General features: G+C 29.9%; 18 protein-coding genes. 4 read left to right on the top strand and 14 right to left on the bottom strand.

Annotated elements, in window-relative coordinates; genetic code table 11:
* Positions 1–29: 29 nt before the first annotated feature.
* A complete protein-coding gene (locus HMPREF1983_RS05625; RefSeq protein WP_021753331.1) occupies positions 30–557 on the top strand; it encodes an NYN domain-containing protein in 528 nt (175 codons plus the stop codon).
* A gap of 293 nt (positions 558–850) precedes the next feature.
* On the opposite strand, the gene gorA is transcribed toward HMPREF1983_RS05625, so the two are convergent.
* Positions 851–2,203 (bottom strand): glutathione-disulfide reductase, encoded by a 1,353-nt coding sequence (gorA, locus tag HMPREF1983_RS05630; RefSeq protein ID WP_021753332.1) that lies wholly within the window; start codon positions 2,201–2,203, stop codon positions 851–853.
* 269 nt (positions 2,204–2,472) lie between these two features.
* Between gorA and HMPREF1983_RS05635 the strand changes: the two genes are divergently transcribed.
* Positions 2,473–2,799, top strand: a complete 327-nt coding sequence (locus HMPREF1983_RS05635; protein WP_021753333.1) for a thioredoxin family protein — start codon at positions 2,473–2,475, stop codon at positions 2,797–2,799.
* Between the two features lie 146 nt (positions 2,800–2,945).
* Here HMPREF1983_RS05635 and dusB read toward each other — a convergent pair whose 3' ends face one another.
* The 12 genes from dusB to HMPREF1983_RS05690 all read right to left on the bottom strand — a co-directional run bounded on the left by dusB (position 2,946) and on the right by HMPREF1983_RS05690 (position 13,867).
* Positions 2,946–3,938 (bottom strand): tRNA dihydrouridine synthase DusB, encoded by a 993-nt coding sequence (dusB, locus tag HMPREF1983_RS05640; RefSeq protein ID WP_021753334.1) that lies wholly within the window; start codon positions 3,936–3,938, stop codon positions 2,946–2,948.
* Between the two features lie 15 nt (positions 3,939–3,953).
* The gene (gene folK, locus HMPREF1983_RS05645) at positions 3,954–4,424 is read right to left on the bottom strand and encodes a 2-amino-4-hydroxy-6-hydroxymethyldihydropteridine diphosphokinase (RefSeq protein ID WP_021753335.1); all 471 of its coding nucleotides are present in this window, start codon (positions 4,422–4,424) and stop codon (positions 3,954–3,956) included.
* Complete coding sequence (folB, locus tag HMPREF1983_RS05650; protein WP_021753336.1) at positions 4,421–4,804, bottom strand: dihydroneopterin aldolase; 384 nt, start codon at positions 4,802–4,804, stop codon at positions 4,421–4,423. Before folB ends, folK begins: the two co-directional genes overlap by 4 nt.
* Before the next feature lie 150 nt (positions 4,805–4,954).
* Entirely contained in the window at positions 4,955–7,126 is a 2,172-nt protein-coding gene (locus HMPREF1983_RS05655; protein ID WP_021753337.1) for a hypothetical protein, read from the bottom strand.
* Between the two features lie 388 nt (positions 7,127–7,514).
* Positions 7,515–7,709, bottom strand: coding sequence for a cysteine-rich KTR domain-containing protein (locus tag HMPREF1983_RS05660; protein ID WP_021753338.1), 195 nt, complete (start codon positions 7,707–7,709; stop codon positions 7,515–7,517).
* Between the two features lie 81 nt (positions 7,710–7,790).
* Positions 7,791–7,928: a GNAT family N-acetyltransferase gene (locus tag HMPREF1983_RS07730; RefSeq protein ID WP_211225818.1), complete on the bottom strand. Its 138-nt coding sequence runs from the start codon at positions 7,926–7,928 to the stop codon at positions 7,791–7,793.
* Positions 7,918–8,568, bottom strand: a complete 651-nt coding sequence (locus HMPREF1983_RS05665) for an ABC-2 transporter permease (protein WP_021753340.1) — start codon at positions 8,566–8,568, stop codon at positions 7,918–7,920. The genes HMPREF1983_RS07730 and HMPREF1983_RS05665 overlap by 11 nt, the downstream gene beginning before the upstream one ends.
* On the bottom strand, positions 8,568–9,302 hold the full coding sequence (locus HMPREF1983_RS05670) for an ABC transporter ATP-binding protein (RefSeq protein WP_040461141.1): 735 nt from the start codon (positions 9,300–9,302) through the stop codon (positions 8,568–8,570). Before HMPREF1983_RS05670 ends, HMPREF1983_RS05665 begins: the two co-directional genes overlap by 1 nt.
* A 1-nt stretch (position 9,303) precedes the next feature.
* Complete coding sequence (locus HMPREF1983_RS05675) at positions 9,304–9,516, bottom strand: AbrB/MazE/SpoVT family DNA-binding domain-containing protein (protein WP_040461143.1); 213 nt, start codon at positions 9,514–9,516, stop codon at positions 9,304–9,306.
* Positions 9,517–9,766: 250 nt separating this feature from the next.
* The gene (gene ppdK / locus HMPREF1983_RS05680; protein ID WP_021753343.1) at positions 9,767–12,403 is read right to left on the bottom strand and encodes a pyruvate, phosphate dikinase; all 2,637 of its coding nucleotides are present in this window, start codon (positions 12,401–12,403) and stop codon (positions 9,767–9,769) included.
* Between the two features lie 35 nt (positions 12,404–12,438).
* Positions 12,439–13,248, bottom strand: a complete 810-nt coding sequence (locus HMPREF1983_RS05685) for a pyruvate, water dikinase regulatory protein (RefSeq protein WP_021753344.1) — start codon at positions 13,246–13,248, stop codon at positions 12,439–12,441.
* Between the two features lies 1 nt (position 13,249).
* Entirely contained in the window at positions 13,250–13,867 is a 618-nt protein-coding gene (locus HMPREF1983_RS05690; RefSeq protein ID WP_021753345.1) for a helix-turn-helix transcriptional regulator, read from the bottom strand.
* Between the two features lie 272 nt (positions 13,868–14,139).
* Between HMPREF1983_RS05690 and HMPREF1983_RS05695 the strand changes: the two genes are divergently transcribed.
* Together HMPREF1983_RS05695 and HMPREF1983_RS05700 are read left to right on the top strand one after the other, a co-directional pair.
* Positions 14,140–14,724, top strand: coding sequence for a hypothetical protein (locus HMPREF1983_RS05695; RefSeq protein ID WP_021753346.1), 585 nt, complete (start codon positions 14,140–14,142; stop codon positions 14,722–14,724).
* Between the two features lie 12 nt (positions 14,725–14,736).
* The gene (locus HMPREF1983_RS05700) at positions 14,737–14,889 is read left to right on the top strand and encodes an LPXTG cell wall anchor domain-containing protein (RefSeq protein ID WP_021753347.1); all 153 of its coding nucleotides are present in this window, start codon (positions 14,737–14,739) and stop codon (positions 14,887–14,889) included.
* A 63-nt stretch (positions 14,890–14,952) separates the two neighbouring features.
* Here the strand turns inward: HMPREF1983_RS05700 and HMPREF1983_RS05705 are convergent, their stop codons facing one another.
* Positions 14,953–15,810 (bottom strand): YSIRK-type signal peptide-containing protein, encoded by an 858-nt coding sequence (locus HMPREF1983_RS05705; protein ID WP_040461145.1) that lies wholly within the window; start codon positions 15,808–15,810, stop codon positions 14,953–14,955.
* Positions 15,811–15,964: the final 154 nt, after the last annotated feature.

Consider the following 15,964-nt stretch of genomic DNA (forward strand, 5'->3'; position numbering starts at 1 on the left):
TTTTATTATTCTAAGAAAGGAGAGATAACATGAAAAAACAATACTTATTCATTGATGGATATAATCTTCTTTTTCGTATGAAAGAATATGATTTAATAAAAAGTTCTACATTTCCTACTGAACGTGATATACTTATTGATATATTAAAAGAATATGCAAGTGGAAATAACTATATTGTTTACTGCGTCTTTGATGCATATTTAACTCGTTCTAAAGAGTATATTAAAGAAGAAGCACCAATTAATATCGTCTATACTAAAACCGGCGAAAAGGCGGATCAATGGATAGAGCGTAAAACACGTGAACTTCGTATTGAACATTTCGTTGATATTATTGTTGTTAGTGATGATCATGATGAACGGGATACAACGCTTGGTTACGGTGCAATATTACGTGATTGCCATCGTTTTATTAAAGATTTAAAAGAACGCAAGCAAAATGTTTCTCACCTTTCTAAAAAACATAATAAAAAAAAATTAAGAAATCGTCATATTCGCATGAGCGATAAAGATAGAAAAAAATTAGAAAATTTTCTTATTAATGGCGATAAATTATAATGAAAACGGAAGTAAAACAAATCAAAATTTTTGAAAAATTGATATTATAATTTTACTTCCGTTTTTTAAATTAAATTTTATATCCGATTCTCAGGTTTTAAATAAATCATTAATTTTTTGTTAAGTTGAATTTATTATATTCCTTTATTCCCACTGTTGATAATCTAATATTAGTATGATTTTTATATTTTCAATATAATTTCAGATAAAATATTTCTTTTAACAAATAAACACTCTACAACCAGTTTTAAACTTAAAAAACTGAAAACTTGTTATATTATGCTTTTCCTATATTATCTCATAGTCACAAATTCTTCTGAACCTGTTGGATGAATTGCTACCGTATCATCAAAATCTTTTTTTGTCGCTCCCATTTTTATAGCTACAGCAAAACCTTGAATCATTTCATCAACACCAAAACCGATACCATGCAGTCCAACAATTTTTTCTTCCGCACCAACTGTTACAAGTTTCATTGTACTTGGTTGACGATTATTCGTAACCGCTGAGTACATTGGTGTAAATGATGATTCATATACTTTAACATTTTGTTTACCAAATTCTTTTAATGCTTTTTCTTCTGTATAACCTATTGCGGCGATTGGTGGATGTGAAAAGATAACCGTTGCTACATTGTTATAATCTAAATATTCGTTTACTTTACCATTGAATAATCGCTCTGACAAACGACGACCTGCTGCTACCGCTACCGGAGTAAGTGCAAGGCGTCCGGTTACATCACCTACGGCATAAATCCCTTCAACATTCGTATTTTGATATTTGTCTGTTTCAATAAAACCACGTTCATTTAACTGAACTCCAACCGCTTCTAAATTTAAACCTTGTGTTAATGGACTTCTTCCAATAGCCCACACCAGCAAATCTACTGTTGTTTGTCTATCATCTTCTAATATTAATGTTAAACTATTATCGGAATTTTTCACTACTTTTTTCGGTACAGCGTGAGTATGTAGAGTTAGCCCCTCTTTTTCGATAACTTTTACCAGTGTATCAACTATATCTTTATCAAATGTTCTCAGCGGTGAATGTTTTCTCACAAATAAGTGCGTGTTAACGCCTAGACCATTGAATACACCGGCTAATTCTACGGCGATATATCCTGCACCGACTACAGCAATACGTTTCGGTAATTGTTTCAATGCAAATACTTCATTCGAAGTTATCCCATATTCTGCACCCTCAATATTAGGAATAGTCGGTTTCCCTCCTGTTGCAATTAGAATATGATTAGCCGAATATTGTTCACCGTTTACTTCTACAGTATTTTTATTTATAAATTTAGCAAACCCTTTAATTACATCTACATTATTATTGCTTAATCCACGTTCATAAGAACCATGTATTCTGTCAATATAAGCACTGCGGCTATCTACTAATTTTTCAAAATCAAATTTTAGATTATCAAATGTAAAACCATAATCTGCTGCATATAATTTTAGACTTTCTGATATTTGAGAGGCGTGCCACATCACCTTTTTAGGCACGCAACCAACATTAACACATGTTCCTCCCAATTCGCCTCGTTCAATTAATAAACCTTTTTTACCATACATTGCAGCACGATTAATCGAAGCAATTCCTCCGCTTCCGCCACCAATTGCAATATAATCATAATGTTTTACCATATCTTTTCCCCTTGTAAAAATTTCAATATATTATTTTACACTTTTTCTTATAAAATTAATACTTAATACTTTCTGTAAGTATATTATGCACTATTGAAATATTTTTTTCAATAGAAGTGCTTAGGGAAAAAATCATAATTCTTCAAAGTAATTTTCTAAAAATTGTGATTTCTATTTACTTCCTACTATTATTTAGAAAAATCATTTTGCGTGATAATGTTACTACTTAATAGTATAATCTTAATTATATAATACTGCGAGGTGATATAATGTTCGACTATATAGAATATTTAAAAACTATTGAAGAGTTTAAGACAATTAAAGAAAATAACGAAAAAGTAGTTTTTGTTTTTTCAGCAAATTGGTGTCCGGATTGCCTAATGTTGGATAAATTTTTTGAAGAAACTGTAAATAAATTTTCTGATATAAAATTTATTTACATTGATAGAGATAAATTTCCGGAAATTATTCAAACACTGGATATTTTTGGAATTCCGTCATTTATCGCTTATAAAAATAATAAAGAAGTTGCTAGATTTGTTTCAAAAATAGCAAAAACTCAAAATGAAGTTGAAAATTTTTTATTAAAAATTTAACTTTTTTCACAAACAAAATCTACATGACAAACCGGTTTGTTTTTTTCTGATAAAAAGTAATTTCCAGAATTTATTTCACAGTGCCAAAACCAGAAGAAAAAGAGTTATCTGAATTTAACTTTAAATTCCGATAACTCTTTTTAGTTTTATACTAATATTTTATTTTTATTATCTATATAATCAAGAAACTTTTCAAATAATTGTTCCATCTCTTCATATTTGTTGAGATGATTAAGTTCTTTTTTTACCTTTGTCCCACCTTTAATCCCTTTCATATAATAAGAGGCATGTTTTCTCATTTCGTGTACTGCCACTTTTTCCGGTTTAATTTCCATAAGTCTTCTTAGATGTAGTAAACAAACATCTATTTTTTCTCGTGGAGTTGGCTCAGGTGTTAATTCTCCTGTTTCTAAATACTTCACCGTTCTATATAGCATCCATGGATTACCCAACGCTGCTCGTCCTATCATCACCGCATCACAACTCGTTTCATCAAGCATTTTCTTTGCAAGTTCCGGACTTGTTACATCCCCATTACCGATAACAGGAACTGTTAATTCTTTTTTCACATCACGAATAACATCCCAATTTGCTTTCCCGCTATACATTTGCACCTTTGTTCTCCCGTGAATTGCTATTGAAGAAGCTCCGGCGCGTTCTGCATTTTTTGCGTTATCCATCACATAAATATGCTCGTCGTCCCAACCCATACGCATTTTTACCGTTACAGGTTTTTCCACTGCATCTACTATTCGTGAAATCACTTCATAAACTTTTGTAGGATTTAATAATAATTTACTACCTGCATCCGACTTTGTTATCTTCGGGACAGGACACCCCATATTTATATCAATAATATCGGCTTGAGTATTTTTATCAACATATTTTGCAGCTTCTACCATACTCTCTATATCTCCACCAAAAATTTGAAGGCTAAGAGGATGTTCTCGTGGATCAATATGTAGCATATTCATTGTTTTTTGATTATTAAATAAAATTGCTTTATCGCTTACCATTTCAGCACATACTAATCCGGCACCAAACTCTTTGGCTGTTAATCTGAAGGCTGCATTACATACCCCTGCCATTGGAGCAAGCACCACCCTATTCGGTATTTCTACTTCTCTTATTTTAAACATCAGTTATCCTTTCACTTATAATTTTTTATACACCTTAATCTGACTATCAAGTTTATCTAAAGAATTTTTTACACTCCTATTATTTATTAATATATCACCGCATATTTCTAAGATTGGTAACAAAACAAAGTTTCTCTCGTGTAAATACTTATGTGGAACTATTAATTTTTCATCGTTAAAAACTTCACCATTAAATTCTATAATATCTATATCTATTGTTCTGTCGCCCCAATGTTCTTTTCTCACTCTGCCAAGATTATGTTCTATTTGTTGAATATCTTCAAGCAGCTCATATGCTGATTTTTTATAATCAACAACAATACACATATTCAAAAAATTATTAGTAGCAACACCTCCCCATGCGGAAGTTTCATAAATACTGCTACTTTTTTCAATTTTTATACCGACTTTTTCTATATTTTCTAATGCCGAAATCAAATACTGTTCTCTTGGCTCTAGGTTCGTACCCAATGCTAAAATTATCATAATAAATTATCAAACTCCACACGTGTTATAGTCAACCTAGTACCGCATTTATCAAAAGAATACTTTAACGGAGCGTTAGGTTTATTTATTTCTACTTTGATTGCTGTAACTTCAGAAAATTTATTAAAAATATTTTTAACAATTTCTCCTGCTAATCGTTCCAATAAATTAAATGTATTTACTGTTGCTGTTTTTACCACTACATCCGCCATACTTGCATAACTTATACTGTCATTCATATCATCACTGAATAATGCCTTAGTATAATTTACATCACATTCAACATCAAAAACAAATTTTTGTCCCAATTTATTTTCTTCATTAAACAAGCCGTGATAAGCAAATACTTCTAAATTTTTTATAAATAATTTTGACTGCATATAACACTCCTTAAAACTTCATTACATAACTACAAAATTTTACCATATTTTCAATTTTTTCTCTATTAAAGTGTATTCTCATTTTCTATCAAGTTAAAATAAATATTTTAGAATAACACACCAGGTAAATTCCTATAATTACCTAGTGCGTTATCTCAAGTAGTAAAGCGGTCCTAATATTCTTCTAATATTTTCTGTAGACTCCAATTCAAGAATTAGTGCTTCATCTATACTTTTTATTTTAGAACTCGTTATTATATCATCTACCGTTTTTGAAAACAGACTAAATTCAAATATTGGAGTAATTTTTAAATCGGAGGTTGGTACAATATTATATAATTCTTTTTCAGCAATTTTTTCTCCGGCAAAAATTTCCTTATAACCATTTTCCGTACTAATTTTAACATTTTTATTTGCAGTAAAATAGGATAAATTATAATGGCTTTTAGGCGATACCAAAATTTTATTATCTTTTGTTGCCATCCCTATACTATCAAATTCATCTACTTTTAAAATATTTTGATTTTCTTTTGATAACTCTACTGAACCGGTTTGAGTTTTTAAAAATTCTATATTAAATATCTTCCTATAAATTGCTGTAAATTCAAGATTTTTTCCTTTTTCCGCTATTACAGCTCCCAGTTCATTGGTCTGTAATAATTTATTTTTAGATACTTGAACTTTATTTGAATTTTCATCTAATATAGTATAATCCCTATTGGCTTGCCAACCTAAAAATTCTCGTTCAGTTTCTCCCGTTGCTGTTGGAAGATTAACTGCACTATCTATTCGGGAATTATATAAGACTTCTTGTCCGTCTGATAAGAATTTGTCAATCCCCTTTCCGATAAATTTCACATTAACCCATTCTTCTTCTATTTTTTTAAAGTAGATTTCTAAAACAATATCTTTATCAATATATGAGGATTCATCGACTACTTTTTTATTTATTCTAAATACTACTTTATAACCGGAATTCGGTTTCACCTTTTCTCTTAATTTCTTTAAAAGGTCTCCTATTTTTTTTGTTTGGCTCCATTTAATATCCGTATCTTTTATATCATCTGACACTTTTCCAAAACGTTTATTATAGTCATCTTGCCTTACACTTACTATATTAGTATTTTCTTCGTAATTAGCCTTTACAACTATACTTTCGTCAACCGTTTCATCTGCTAATGATGCAATATCTTTTATTTTTTCACCATTTTTTTTATATAAGCTATAGCTTACAATATGATACTTTTCTTTATAAAAAAAGCTATTATCTATTTTTTCCAACTTTTCTCCGGTAACTAAGTTTTGTTCTTTAGTGCCTTTTCCGTTATCTAATGTTAACTTAGTATTAAATTTTGCTTTTATAGTAATATTATTCGTTATTTCATCGTCATTGGAAGTATTAACTTCTATGTCATCTAAATAATAACCACGAAAAGTATAGTTACTGTTTTTTTCGAAATTACTTTTAAAATTATTGTTTTTAAAAAACTCTGATAACGGTGTATTTTTCTTAGCAGAATATTCTTTGTTTTCAGTTTTATACTCTGTTGGAAATTCTACTTTCACATTTCTCCAATTATCCTTATTTTTCACTAGATTTATTATTACTTTTTCAGCGTTATAAGGAATAGTCAAAATATTACCGTTCAGAAGAGTTTCTTTATTATCTACTACCACCTTAGCATGGTTATAAGTATAATATTTGTCTGTTCTATAGTGCTGTCGCAATTCATAAGGATCTATCTGTATCTCATCTTTAGTTGGTAAATTTATTAAAGTTATATTTTTATCTTTTACAGTTTTTTCATCTTCCATAACGGCTAAACGTATAGTTTTTTTTGTATAGTAATAATCACTTGATTTAGAATACTTTACTTCTCTAATATTTCCATTATTATCAATGTTAAAACTCATAACCTTAAGAAAAAATTTTGTATTCGGCTTTAATTTGTTTAATAAACTGCGATCTGTTATTTTTCCGGTTCCTGTTTTATTGATTGCTATTCTAAATAATTCCGTTGGAATTTTCTCATCATTTGATGAATAAAAAATCAGATAATTATATGAACTTTTATTATAATCTAACAATTCTGCTGTATAGTCTAACTCATCTATTGTTTGTGTTGTTATATTAGTATTTATTTTAGGAGGAGAATATTCCAAAGTTTTTTGAAATATATCAGTATCAAAAATATTTTTTTTCAGCATAGTATCTAAGATGCTGGTATTATAATCCGTATAAAAATCAGCATGCACTGTTTCACTACTTATACTTGCAAATCCTAAACATACCAAACAAGATAATATTAACTTATACTTCATTATTCTCCTCCTTTCATAATTATAGACAACTACTATTATATTACCTAAAAAATTTCACGTCAATTATTATACAGAAAAATATTAAAATCTAGTTAAATGCGATTTAGATTTGTTAAATTAACAACTACTCTATATATGTAAAACGATATTAATTATATAAAAATCAAAAGCTGGTCTTATTATTAATAATAAAAATACAAACAGCTTTCTCTTTGTTCATGTACTTTGGCGTCTTGATTATGTTATTTATGAAAATAAAAAAATACAGAAGATATTTTTGTATAAATAGCGGTGTGTCACACTCTTAAATAATCACCATGCAAAATCGGTTTGTAATATATTTTATTCACGGTAATTTCCTAACAAACAGAGCCAACAATATAAGATTTTATATCTTACATTGTTGGTTCTGTATCTTTGCGTCCATCTCTTTAATTATGGTTACTTTTAATTCTTTTATATTGACTAAAGTTTCTAATTTACACATGGGGCAATAAAGAGGAAATTTTTTAAATTCTATGTTTTTTCTCAATTTAATTCGAGTTTTTCTTTTATATAGAACACAATACCCATTCTGTGGCATTCAATTATTAACTCCCTGCATCTTCCTCAAAATTTTATAAAAATACTATGCTGTAAGTTAAAAGGTGCATAACCATTTATCTCAAAGTTTCAGTATTGCGATAATCTCATTTCCATCCATATCACCGGTTTCAGTAAAGCCAAATGAATGATATAATTTACGGGCTACTTCATTTTCAGGTTCATATGACAGCCAGCAATACTCTGCTTTACAAATCAATTTCTTCAAAATCCTTTATAGCTTTCTTATATGAAAACCATGTACACAATATAAATATGATGACACCAATTACAAATATAACAACCTGCGGTATACTTAAATTTGAAGGTTCATTCAAACTTTCTAAACCGGGAATATGATGTAACACTTCCCCCACCACTATTACAATAGAACTAACTATACAAAATATTACAAAAGGTTTTCCAATTTTATAAGCTGTCTTAAAAAAGCCTGCGAGAAAAATACTGTTAAATATTGCAAATATAATTATTATATATCCAAGATAAGCCACATTTGCATTCATCAATTCTTTTATAGCATAAGGAGCAACATTACCTGAAACTTTCATCCTAATAACCGTTAGTAGTGTACATAGGATAAAAGCTATAAATTCGATAAATAAAACAAATAGATATTTAGCTGTAACCACATCTTGTTTCTTAACCGGTAACATTACCGTATATGTAATATCATCGTATTCTCGAGTCTGCTGGTAAGTATAAAAAATACCAAGACAGATAAAAAATGTACCAACTAGAATAGGATATCTTGGAATCATTGTCATAGCTGAAAAAGCGATAAACCAATAACTCAAAGAGTTTGCTGTCAGCTTCATTTCTTTATAAAAAAGTTTTTTCATCACAAATTCACCTCTTCTCTTTCAATATGTGCCATAATATCTTCAAGTGTCGGTGTACCACCTATTTCCTCGGTATAATGGCGGATAAATTCTTCTTTCTTCGTTGATAAAAGTAATTCTCCGTTCTTAATATAGGTAATAGTATCCGCACATTTCTCTAAATCACTGGTGATATGAGTAGAAAATAAAATTGCTACTCCCTTAGCAGCAAGCTTTCGAAAAATTTCATTCATTTCATCTCTTGATACCGGATCAAGTCCACTTGTAGGCTCATCCAAAATCAAAAGTTTCGCATGATGAGAAAGAGCCAAAGTAAGGTAAAATTTCACTTTCATACCCTCAGAAAGTTCTATAATCTTCTTATTTTCGTCAAGCTTAAATGCGGTAAGATAATGACGATACGCCTCATCATCCCAATTGTCATAGAAAATACGAGTAATGGCTACAATATCTTTTAATTTTTTCCTTTTATAGTAATTGATTCCACCTACTGCATAACCGATCTGTTGTTTAATTTTATCCTCATTATCCAGATAGTCCATTCCAAGAATACGAACGCTACCTGCATTAGGATGTACAAGATTTAAAATAGACTTAAGTGCTGTTGTTTTCCCCGCACCATTTCTACCTATAAATCCCATAACCTCACCGGCTTCAATACGAAAACTGGTAGGTTTTAATTTAAAAGCTGAATAAATTTTTGTAAGTCCATTTACTTCCAAAATATATTCCATATCATTCACCCTCTTTCTCTTCAAAAGCTGCTTCCATCAAATGTGCAAACGCTCCTTTTGGTGGTATAGCAATACCTCGTTTTTCATCACCAAGAAGTAGAATTGTGTCACCGGATTTAATATCAAATACTTCCCGTGCCTGTTTAGGTATTACTATCTGACCTTTTTCTCCAACTGTAGCTATCCAAGCATATTTTCCCTTTGGTGCTTTCATGATAATTAATCTCCTTAAAGTATGATTTGTATAACTTGTATGATTTATATAACTTATTATACTATGTAATCTTAAAAAAAACAAGTGCTGATTATGTAATAAATTAGCCGCTATCGAGATAAGTAGTGATTTAATTTGTTTTAATTTATTTTCTCCATGTTCCAGATTTGACATAGAGCCTTTATTATTATACAACCAATAAAGAAACTCCCAACTTTTTAATTGAGAGTTTCTTCACCGACATTAACTATTATTTTGTTGTTGCACTTTCTTCTGCTCCAATAGCAGCTTTAGCAGCTGCTATACGTGCAATAATTACACGATAAGGTGAGCAAGATACATATCCAAGTCCAATTTTTGAACATAGTAGGATTGATTTTTCATCTCCACCGTGTTCACCACAAATACCAAGTTTGATATTAGGTTTCGTTTGTCTTGCTTTGTTTACTGCGATTTCCATTAATTGCAAAACTCCACTTTCATCTAAGTGAACGAATGGATCAGATTCTAAGATATTTTTCTTTTTATAAATATCTATAAATTTCTCTGCATCGTCACGAGAATATCCAAATGTTAATTGAGTTAGGTCATTTGTACCAAAACTGAAGAAATCTGCATGTTTTGCAACTTTATCTGCAATCAAACAAGCACGTGGTATTTCAATCATTGTTCCAACTTTGTAATTGAAATCTGTAGCATATAAATGAATTTCTTTTTCTACTAACTCAACAATTTTTTCACGTAAATAAGAAATTTCTTTTTCTAATCCCACTAACGGAATCATAATTTCGACCGTTACTTCATGACCGTCTTTTCTTGCTCTAATTGCTGCTGCACTGATTGCTTTTGCTTGCATTAAATATATTTCCGGATATGTCATACCTAAACGACAACCACGGTGACCCATCATTGGGTTAAATTCTGCGATACTTTTAATTTTTGCATTTAGTTGTGCTACTGTTACACCAATTTCTTCCGCAATAACTTCTATTGTTTTATCATCTTTTGGTAAAAATTCATGTAGCGGTGGATCTAATAAACGAATATTTACTGATTTACCGTCTGCGGCTTTAAATATTTTGTAAAAATCTTCACTTTGAATTGGTTGAAGACGATCCAAAAATTTCACGCGTTCTTGTGTATCGGCAGCAAGAATCATTTTTCTTACTAAACTAATACGATCTTCTTCAAAGAACATATGTTCGGTTCTGCATAATCCAACTCCTTCAGCTCCGAAATCAAAAGCAACTTTTGCATCCGTTTCATTATCAGCATTAGCAAATACACGCATTTCTCGAATTTCATCTGCCCAGCTTAATAATTTTTTGAAACGTTCACTGAATTGTGCCTCTACTTTTTCTACTTCGCCTGAATATACTTTACCACTACTTCCGTCTACCGAAATTACATCACCTTCATTCAACACTTCATCTGATACACGTAATGTTTTATCTTTATAATCTATAATCATATTTTGGCAACCACAAACACAACATTTACCCATACCACGAGCTACTACCGCAGCATGTGACGTCATACCTCCGCGTAATGTAACGATAGCTTGAGAACTTACCATTCCCTCAATATCTTCCGGCGATGTTTCTTCCCTTACCAATATTACCGGATATTTTTTCGCAGCTTCAACAGCTTCTTCTGCTGAAAAATAAATATGCCCTGTAGCAGCACCAGGTGAAGCTGCTAATCCTTGTGTTAATTGTTTTGCATTTTTTAAAGATTTTTCTTCAAATGTCGCATGTAATAATTTGTTTACTTCATCAGAACCTATTCGTAAAATAGCCTCTTCTTTGGTGATAACACCTTCTTCTACCAATGAAACAGCAACTTCTACTACAGCGTTCGGTGTTCTTTTAGCATTACGTGTTTGTAAAATATAAAGTTTTCCATCCTCAATAGTAAACTCAATATCTTGCATATCTTTGTAATGTTTTTCTAATTTTTTAGAAATATCTACAAACTCTTTATATAAATTCGGCATATCTTCTTCAAGAACGCTTATATTTTTTGGTGTTCTAATACCTGCAACAACATCTTCTCCTTGAGCATTAATTAAATATTCACCAAATAATTCATCTTCTCCGGTTACCGGATTTCTACTAAATGATACCCCGGTACCGCAATTTTCTCCCATGTTACCGAATACCATAGCTTGAATATTAACTGCTGTTCCTAATTTATCGCTAATACTGTGTAAACGTCTGTACACTTTAGCACGGTTGTTATTCCATGATTTAAATACTGCTTCAACCGCAAGCATTAATTGTTCTTTTACACTCATCGGAAATTCTTTTCCGGTTTCCTTTTTGTAAATAGCTTTAAACTCTTCTACTACTTTGAACAAATCTTTTTCATTCATATCGCTATCTTGTTCATAACCATTTTCTTGTTTTACACGTGTTAATACTTCTTCAAATTTATACTTTTCTACACCCATTACCACGTCAGAAAACATTTGAATAAAGCGACGATAGCTGTCGTAAGCAAAACGATAATTATTATTTTTCTTAGCTAATACTATAGTTGTTTCATCATTTAAACCGAGGTTCAAAATTGTATCCATCATACCCGGCATTGAATAAACTGCACCACTTCTTACTGATACTAATAGTGGATTTTCAAGGCATCCTAACTTCTTGCCGATTTCTTTTTCCAGTATTTCTAATTGTTCGTTAATTTGTTTTAAAATTTCAGGTTTAATACGTTCTCCATTTTCATAATAGCTATTACAACTTTCCGTAGTAATAGTGAACCCCGGTGGTACATTAATTCCAAGAGATTTCATCTCTGCAAGGTTTGCACCTTTTCCTCCTAATAAAGAACGCATATCTTTATTACCTTCGCTAAAATTATATACATATTTTTTTGTCATGGTCTTCCCCCCATATTTTTGTTTAAACTTACTTTTTATATTTCTAATCCACGTTCTCTCATTATATTAATAACGAGCTCCGCAGTCTCCTCTATTGCCTTGTTTTGAACATCAATAACAGGGCAACCCATTTTCTCCATTATATCCATTGCGTATTCTAATTCTTCAAAAATTTGAACTTCATCGGTATAATCAGTTCCATGATCTACACCTAACGCTTTTAAACGTTCTCCCCGCAATTTATTTAACTGTTCTACAGAATTTGTTAAACCAATAATTTTTCTTTTAACTTCGTATAATTGTTCCGGTAAAATTAAATCCTGAACAATAGGTACATTCATTACTTTAATGTTTCTATTAGCTAAATATAAACTAAGTGGTGTCTTAGATGTTCTTGATACACCAAGAATAATTATATCCGCTTCTTTTAATCCGTTAATATCTTTTCCATCATCATACTTAACAGCAAATTCCAATGCATCTACACGTTTAAAGTATTCTGCTCCCATTTTTCTTATTAAACCTGGATTATTTTCCGGTTTAACTTTTAATTTTTCTTCAAAAATATTTAATATATCAGTTAGTAAATCAATAACTACTATCCCTTTAATTTTAGCTAATTCTTTTACATAACTTGCCAGCTCTTTATCTACCAATGTTTGAACGATAATATCATCTTTTTCTATATTAGCTAAAATTGATTCAATTTTGTCCTTTGTTCCTACATTGGAATTTTTTAAAATTTTGTAACTATCATCAGAATAAGAAAACTGAACTAACGCCGCATCTACAACATCTTTGGCAGTATTTCCTATAGAATCCGATATAATATGCACAGTTAACATACTACCCCTCCAATATCTCCAATAATATTTTTATTAATGTAGTTTTAGAAATCTTTCCTACGATAATTCTGCCGCCTGATTCTTCCCTTACTACCGGCAAACAGTCAATTTCGTGTAAAATAATCTTTCTAAGTGCATCACTTACCAAATCATCTTCATGAATGTAAACAACATTAGGCACCCTTGTCATAGCAAGTGCTATAGGCAATTTATCAGCCTCTGCGTTACGTGATAATTTAAGCATATCTTTTCGCGATGTTACACCAACTAAATGATTATCTTCATCAACAATAAAAATAGTTCCTACATCATAAATAAATAATTTTGATAATACATCTGAGTAACTAGCTGTGCTTCTGGCAGTTATAGCAATTCCCATTACTTCTTTTATTAACTTACTTTTAAATTCCTCCCTTTTTTCTCCCGGTGAAAAGTCGTAATTGTAGTAATAACCAACATTAGGTTTAGCCTCCAATACTTCTAACATTCCTAATACGGCTAAATCATTTCTTAATGTTGATTTCCCCAAAGATAGCTTTTCAGCAATCTCATCACTAGTAATCGGTTCGAAACTTTTCACTATTTCTATTATCGCCTTTTGTCTATCTGTAAGTTTCATTGTTCCTCCTTTATTTATATTACATTAACAATTATACAATATATTACATATTAATTCAATAAAAAAATAAAATTAATATGTAATAATAATTCTTTAATGTGTTTCTTTCGAGTTTTTTTCTATAAAAACACGTTTAATTCAATGTTATAATGTTATATTAATATCCAATTTTTTCTATTACAAAATATATATAATTTTATTTCCATTTAAAGCTGTCTATGATATAATTAGTAGGGTAACCTATTGGAAAATTTATAGAAAGGACTTATTCTATGTCAAAATTATCTAAACTTTTTGTTATTGGAACCGGTATTGCGGTGGCAAATTATTACACAAAAAATCCTAATAAAATAGAAGAACATGCTGAATTTGTTAAGAAAAAATCTAAAGATTATTATGGTTATACTAAGTGTATGATTAGCTATACTAAAAAAAATGGTATCGAAGATGCAGCTAAATATATGTATAATGATTTTAAAAACGTTGTGAATAAAACCAAGGATAATCTGGAAAAAAGGTATAATAACGCCGTTGAGTATGGGAAAGAATTGTCTGAGAATGTTTCTCAAATTAAAGAACAAGCATGTGATGTAAAAGAATATTCAAAAGGATTGAAAGAGAACATTGCTATTGCAAAAGAAATCAGCGAAAAAACACAACCTGCACTAGATTCTTATAAAAAACATATGCAAACAACTCTAAATTCTATTAAGGATCAGGTAGAAAATATTAAACAAACGGTGGTAGATTCTCAAACACAGAAAAAATTAGAAGCATTTAAAAAGAATGCGATTGAAACACTAGAAAATGTTAAAGAACAAGTACAAACAGATGTACTACATAATAATAATAAATAAGAGGTATATTATATGGAACTATTATCTACTAGCACCCTTCCACAAACAGGAGAAATAGCTAAAAATTACGGAATTTATATTGGTATTGTAATCATTATTCTCGTTATAATTTTTCTTATTTGGAGAAAAATTAAAGACAACAACGATGAAAACAAGCAAGATTAGTTTCTTGCTTGTTTTATTTTTGAGTTTTCCTTTTAGGTCAACCCTTTCTATTTTACTTAATAACTATCTTTTGTTATTTTGATACGCTTTAACCGCATTATCTATTTCTGTTTCTGTTTCTTTTTTTATTTTTAAAATTTCATCTTTTTTAGTTGCTTTATCTATTCTGTCAAAAGCTTGTAATCTAATTTTTTTTAATTTTTCCACTAAATTATTATAATCTGCTTCAAAAGACTCTTCACCTGTTAGAAGGTTTTGTTTATGTACTTCTCCTAATGATTCTAATTTCTTATTAGCATAATCATTTAATTCTTTTTCTACATAGAATTTAAATGGTACAACTGGTTTAGATAATTCTTTTATAACCTCATATCTCACTTTATTGATTTGTGCATCAGTTGTTAATGAAGAAAGTTTTTCTATTGCTTCTTTTTCAATTTTTTCCAAATTTTCTAATGCATTTTTTCTCTCTTCTTCCGTTAGAGATTTCATTTTATTTATTTTTTCTTTTTGGTATTTAATTTCTTCCATTAATCCTTTTGCAAAATTTTTAGCTTTATCATTTTTAAAATTTTTTAAAGATTCTAGTCTTGATTCTTCATGGAACTTATTGTCCAATTCTAACAATTTATCAAAATCATCTTCCGTATCAATTTTTTTTCTATATTCCTCTTTTCTTTTTTCACTTAAACCTGTTTTATTTAGTTCCTCTTTTGACGCATTTCTATGTTTTATTAATTCTTCGCCTGTTAATTTTTTACTGCTTTGTTTGCCAAGACCCGATTGAGTTACTGCTGTATCAGTAGTGTTCGCTGCATGTGCTTCAACTGCACTTCCTCCGATTGCTACTCCCAATCCGACTAAAACAGAAGCTACTCCTATTTTATATTTTCTTATAGAAAATTTTTCTTTATTTCTCATTTTATATTCCTCTTTTTTCTTAAATTTTATATTAGGGTACATCAACCCTAGAACATTGTTTATAATAACATATAATTTAATATTTTTCAATATAAATATACTTAAAATTTAACTTTTTTATTGTTTTTTTAATATTATTAATAGTTAAAAAGTA

This window comes from Gemella bergeri ATCC 700627 (assembly GCF_000469465.1).
Lineage (GTDB): Bacteria > Bacillota > Bacilli > Staphylococcales > Gemellaceae > Gemella > Gemella bergeri.

Bases quoted from the DNA above. Each gene is read 5' to 3' on its own strand.
- ppdK (WP_021753343.1), bottom strand. From the start codon at position 12,403: ATGACAAAAAAATATGTATATAATTTTAGCGAAGGTAATAAAGATATG.
- HMPREF1983_RS05625 (WP_021753331.1), top strand. From the start codon at position 30: ATGAAAAAACAATACTTATTCATTGATGGATATAATCTTCTTTTTCGT.
- HMPREF1983_RS05690 (WP_021753345.1), bottom strand. From the start codon at position 13,867: ATGAAACTTACAGATAGACAAAAGGCGATAATAGAAATAGTGAAAAGT.
- HMPREF1983_RS05700 (WP_021753347.1), top strand. From the start codon at position 14,737: ATGGAACTATTATCTACTAGCACCCTTCCACAAACAGGAGAAATAGCT.
- gorA (WP_021753332.1), bottom strand. From the start codon at position 2,203: ATGGTAAAACATTATGATTATATTGCAATTGGTGGCGGAAGCGGAGGA.
- HMPREF1983_RS05695 (WP_021753346.1), top strand. From the start codon at position 14,140: ATGTCAAAATTATCTAAACTTTTTGTTATTGGAACCGGTATTGCGGTG.
- HMPREF1983_RS05685 (WP_021753344.1), bottom strand. From the start codon at position 13,248: ATGTTAACTGTGCATATTATATCGGATTCTATAGGAAATACTGCCAAA.
- folB (WP_021753336.1), bottom strand. From the start codon at position 4,804: ATGCAGTCAAAATTATTTATAAAAAATTTAGAAGTATTTGCTTATCAC.
- dusB (WP_021753334.1), bottom strand. From the start codon at position 3,938: ATGTTTAAAATAAGAGAAGTAGAAATACCGAATAGGGTGGTGCTTGCT.
- HMPREF1983_RS05660 (WP_021753338.1), bottom strand. From the start codon at position 7,709: ATGCCACAGAATGGGTATTGTGTTCTATATAAAAGAAAAACTCGAATT.
- HMPREF1983_RS05675 (WP_040461143.1), bottom strand. From the start codon at position 9,516: ATGAAAGCACCAAAGGGAAAATATGCTTGGATAGCTACAGTTGGAGAA.
- HMPREF1983_RS05705 (WP_040461145.1), bottom strand. From the start codon at position 15,810: ATGAGAAATAAAGAAAAATTTTCTATAAGAAAATATAAAATAGGAGTA.
- HMPREF1983_RS05670 (WP_040461141.1), bottom strand. From the start codon at position 9,302: ATGGAATATATTTTGGAAGTAAATGGACTTACAAAAATTTATTCAGCT.
- folK (WP_021753335.1), bottom strand. From the start codon at position 4,424: ATGATAATTTTAGCATTGGGTACGAACCTAGAGCCAAGAGAACAGTAT.
- HMPREF1983_RS05655 (WP_021753337.1), bottom strand. From the start codon at position 7,126: ATGAAGTATAAGTTAATATTATCTTGTTTGGTATGTTTAGGATTTGCA.
- HMPREF1983_RS05665 (WP_021753340.1), bottom strand. From the start codon at position 8,568: ATGAAAAAACTTTTTTATAAAGAAATGAAGCTGACAGCAAACTCTTTG.
- HMPREF1983_RS05635 (WP_021753333.1), top strand. From the start codon at position 2,473: ATGTTCGACTATATAGAATATTTAAAAACTATTGAAGAGTTTAAGACA.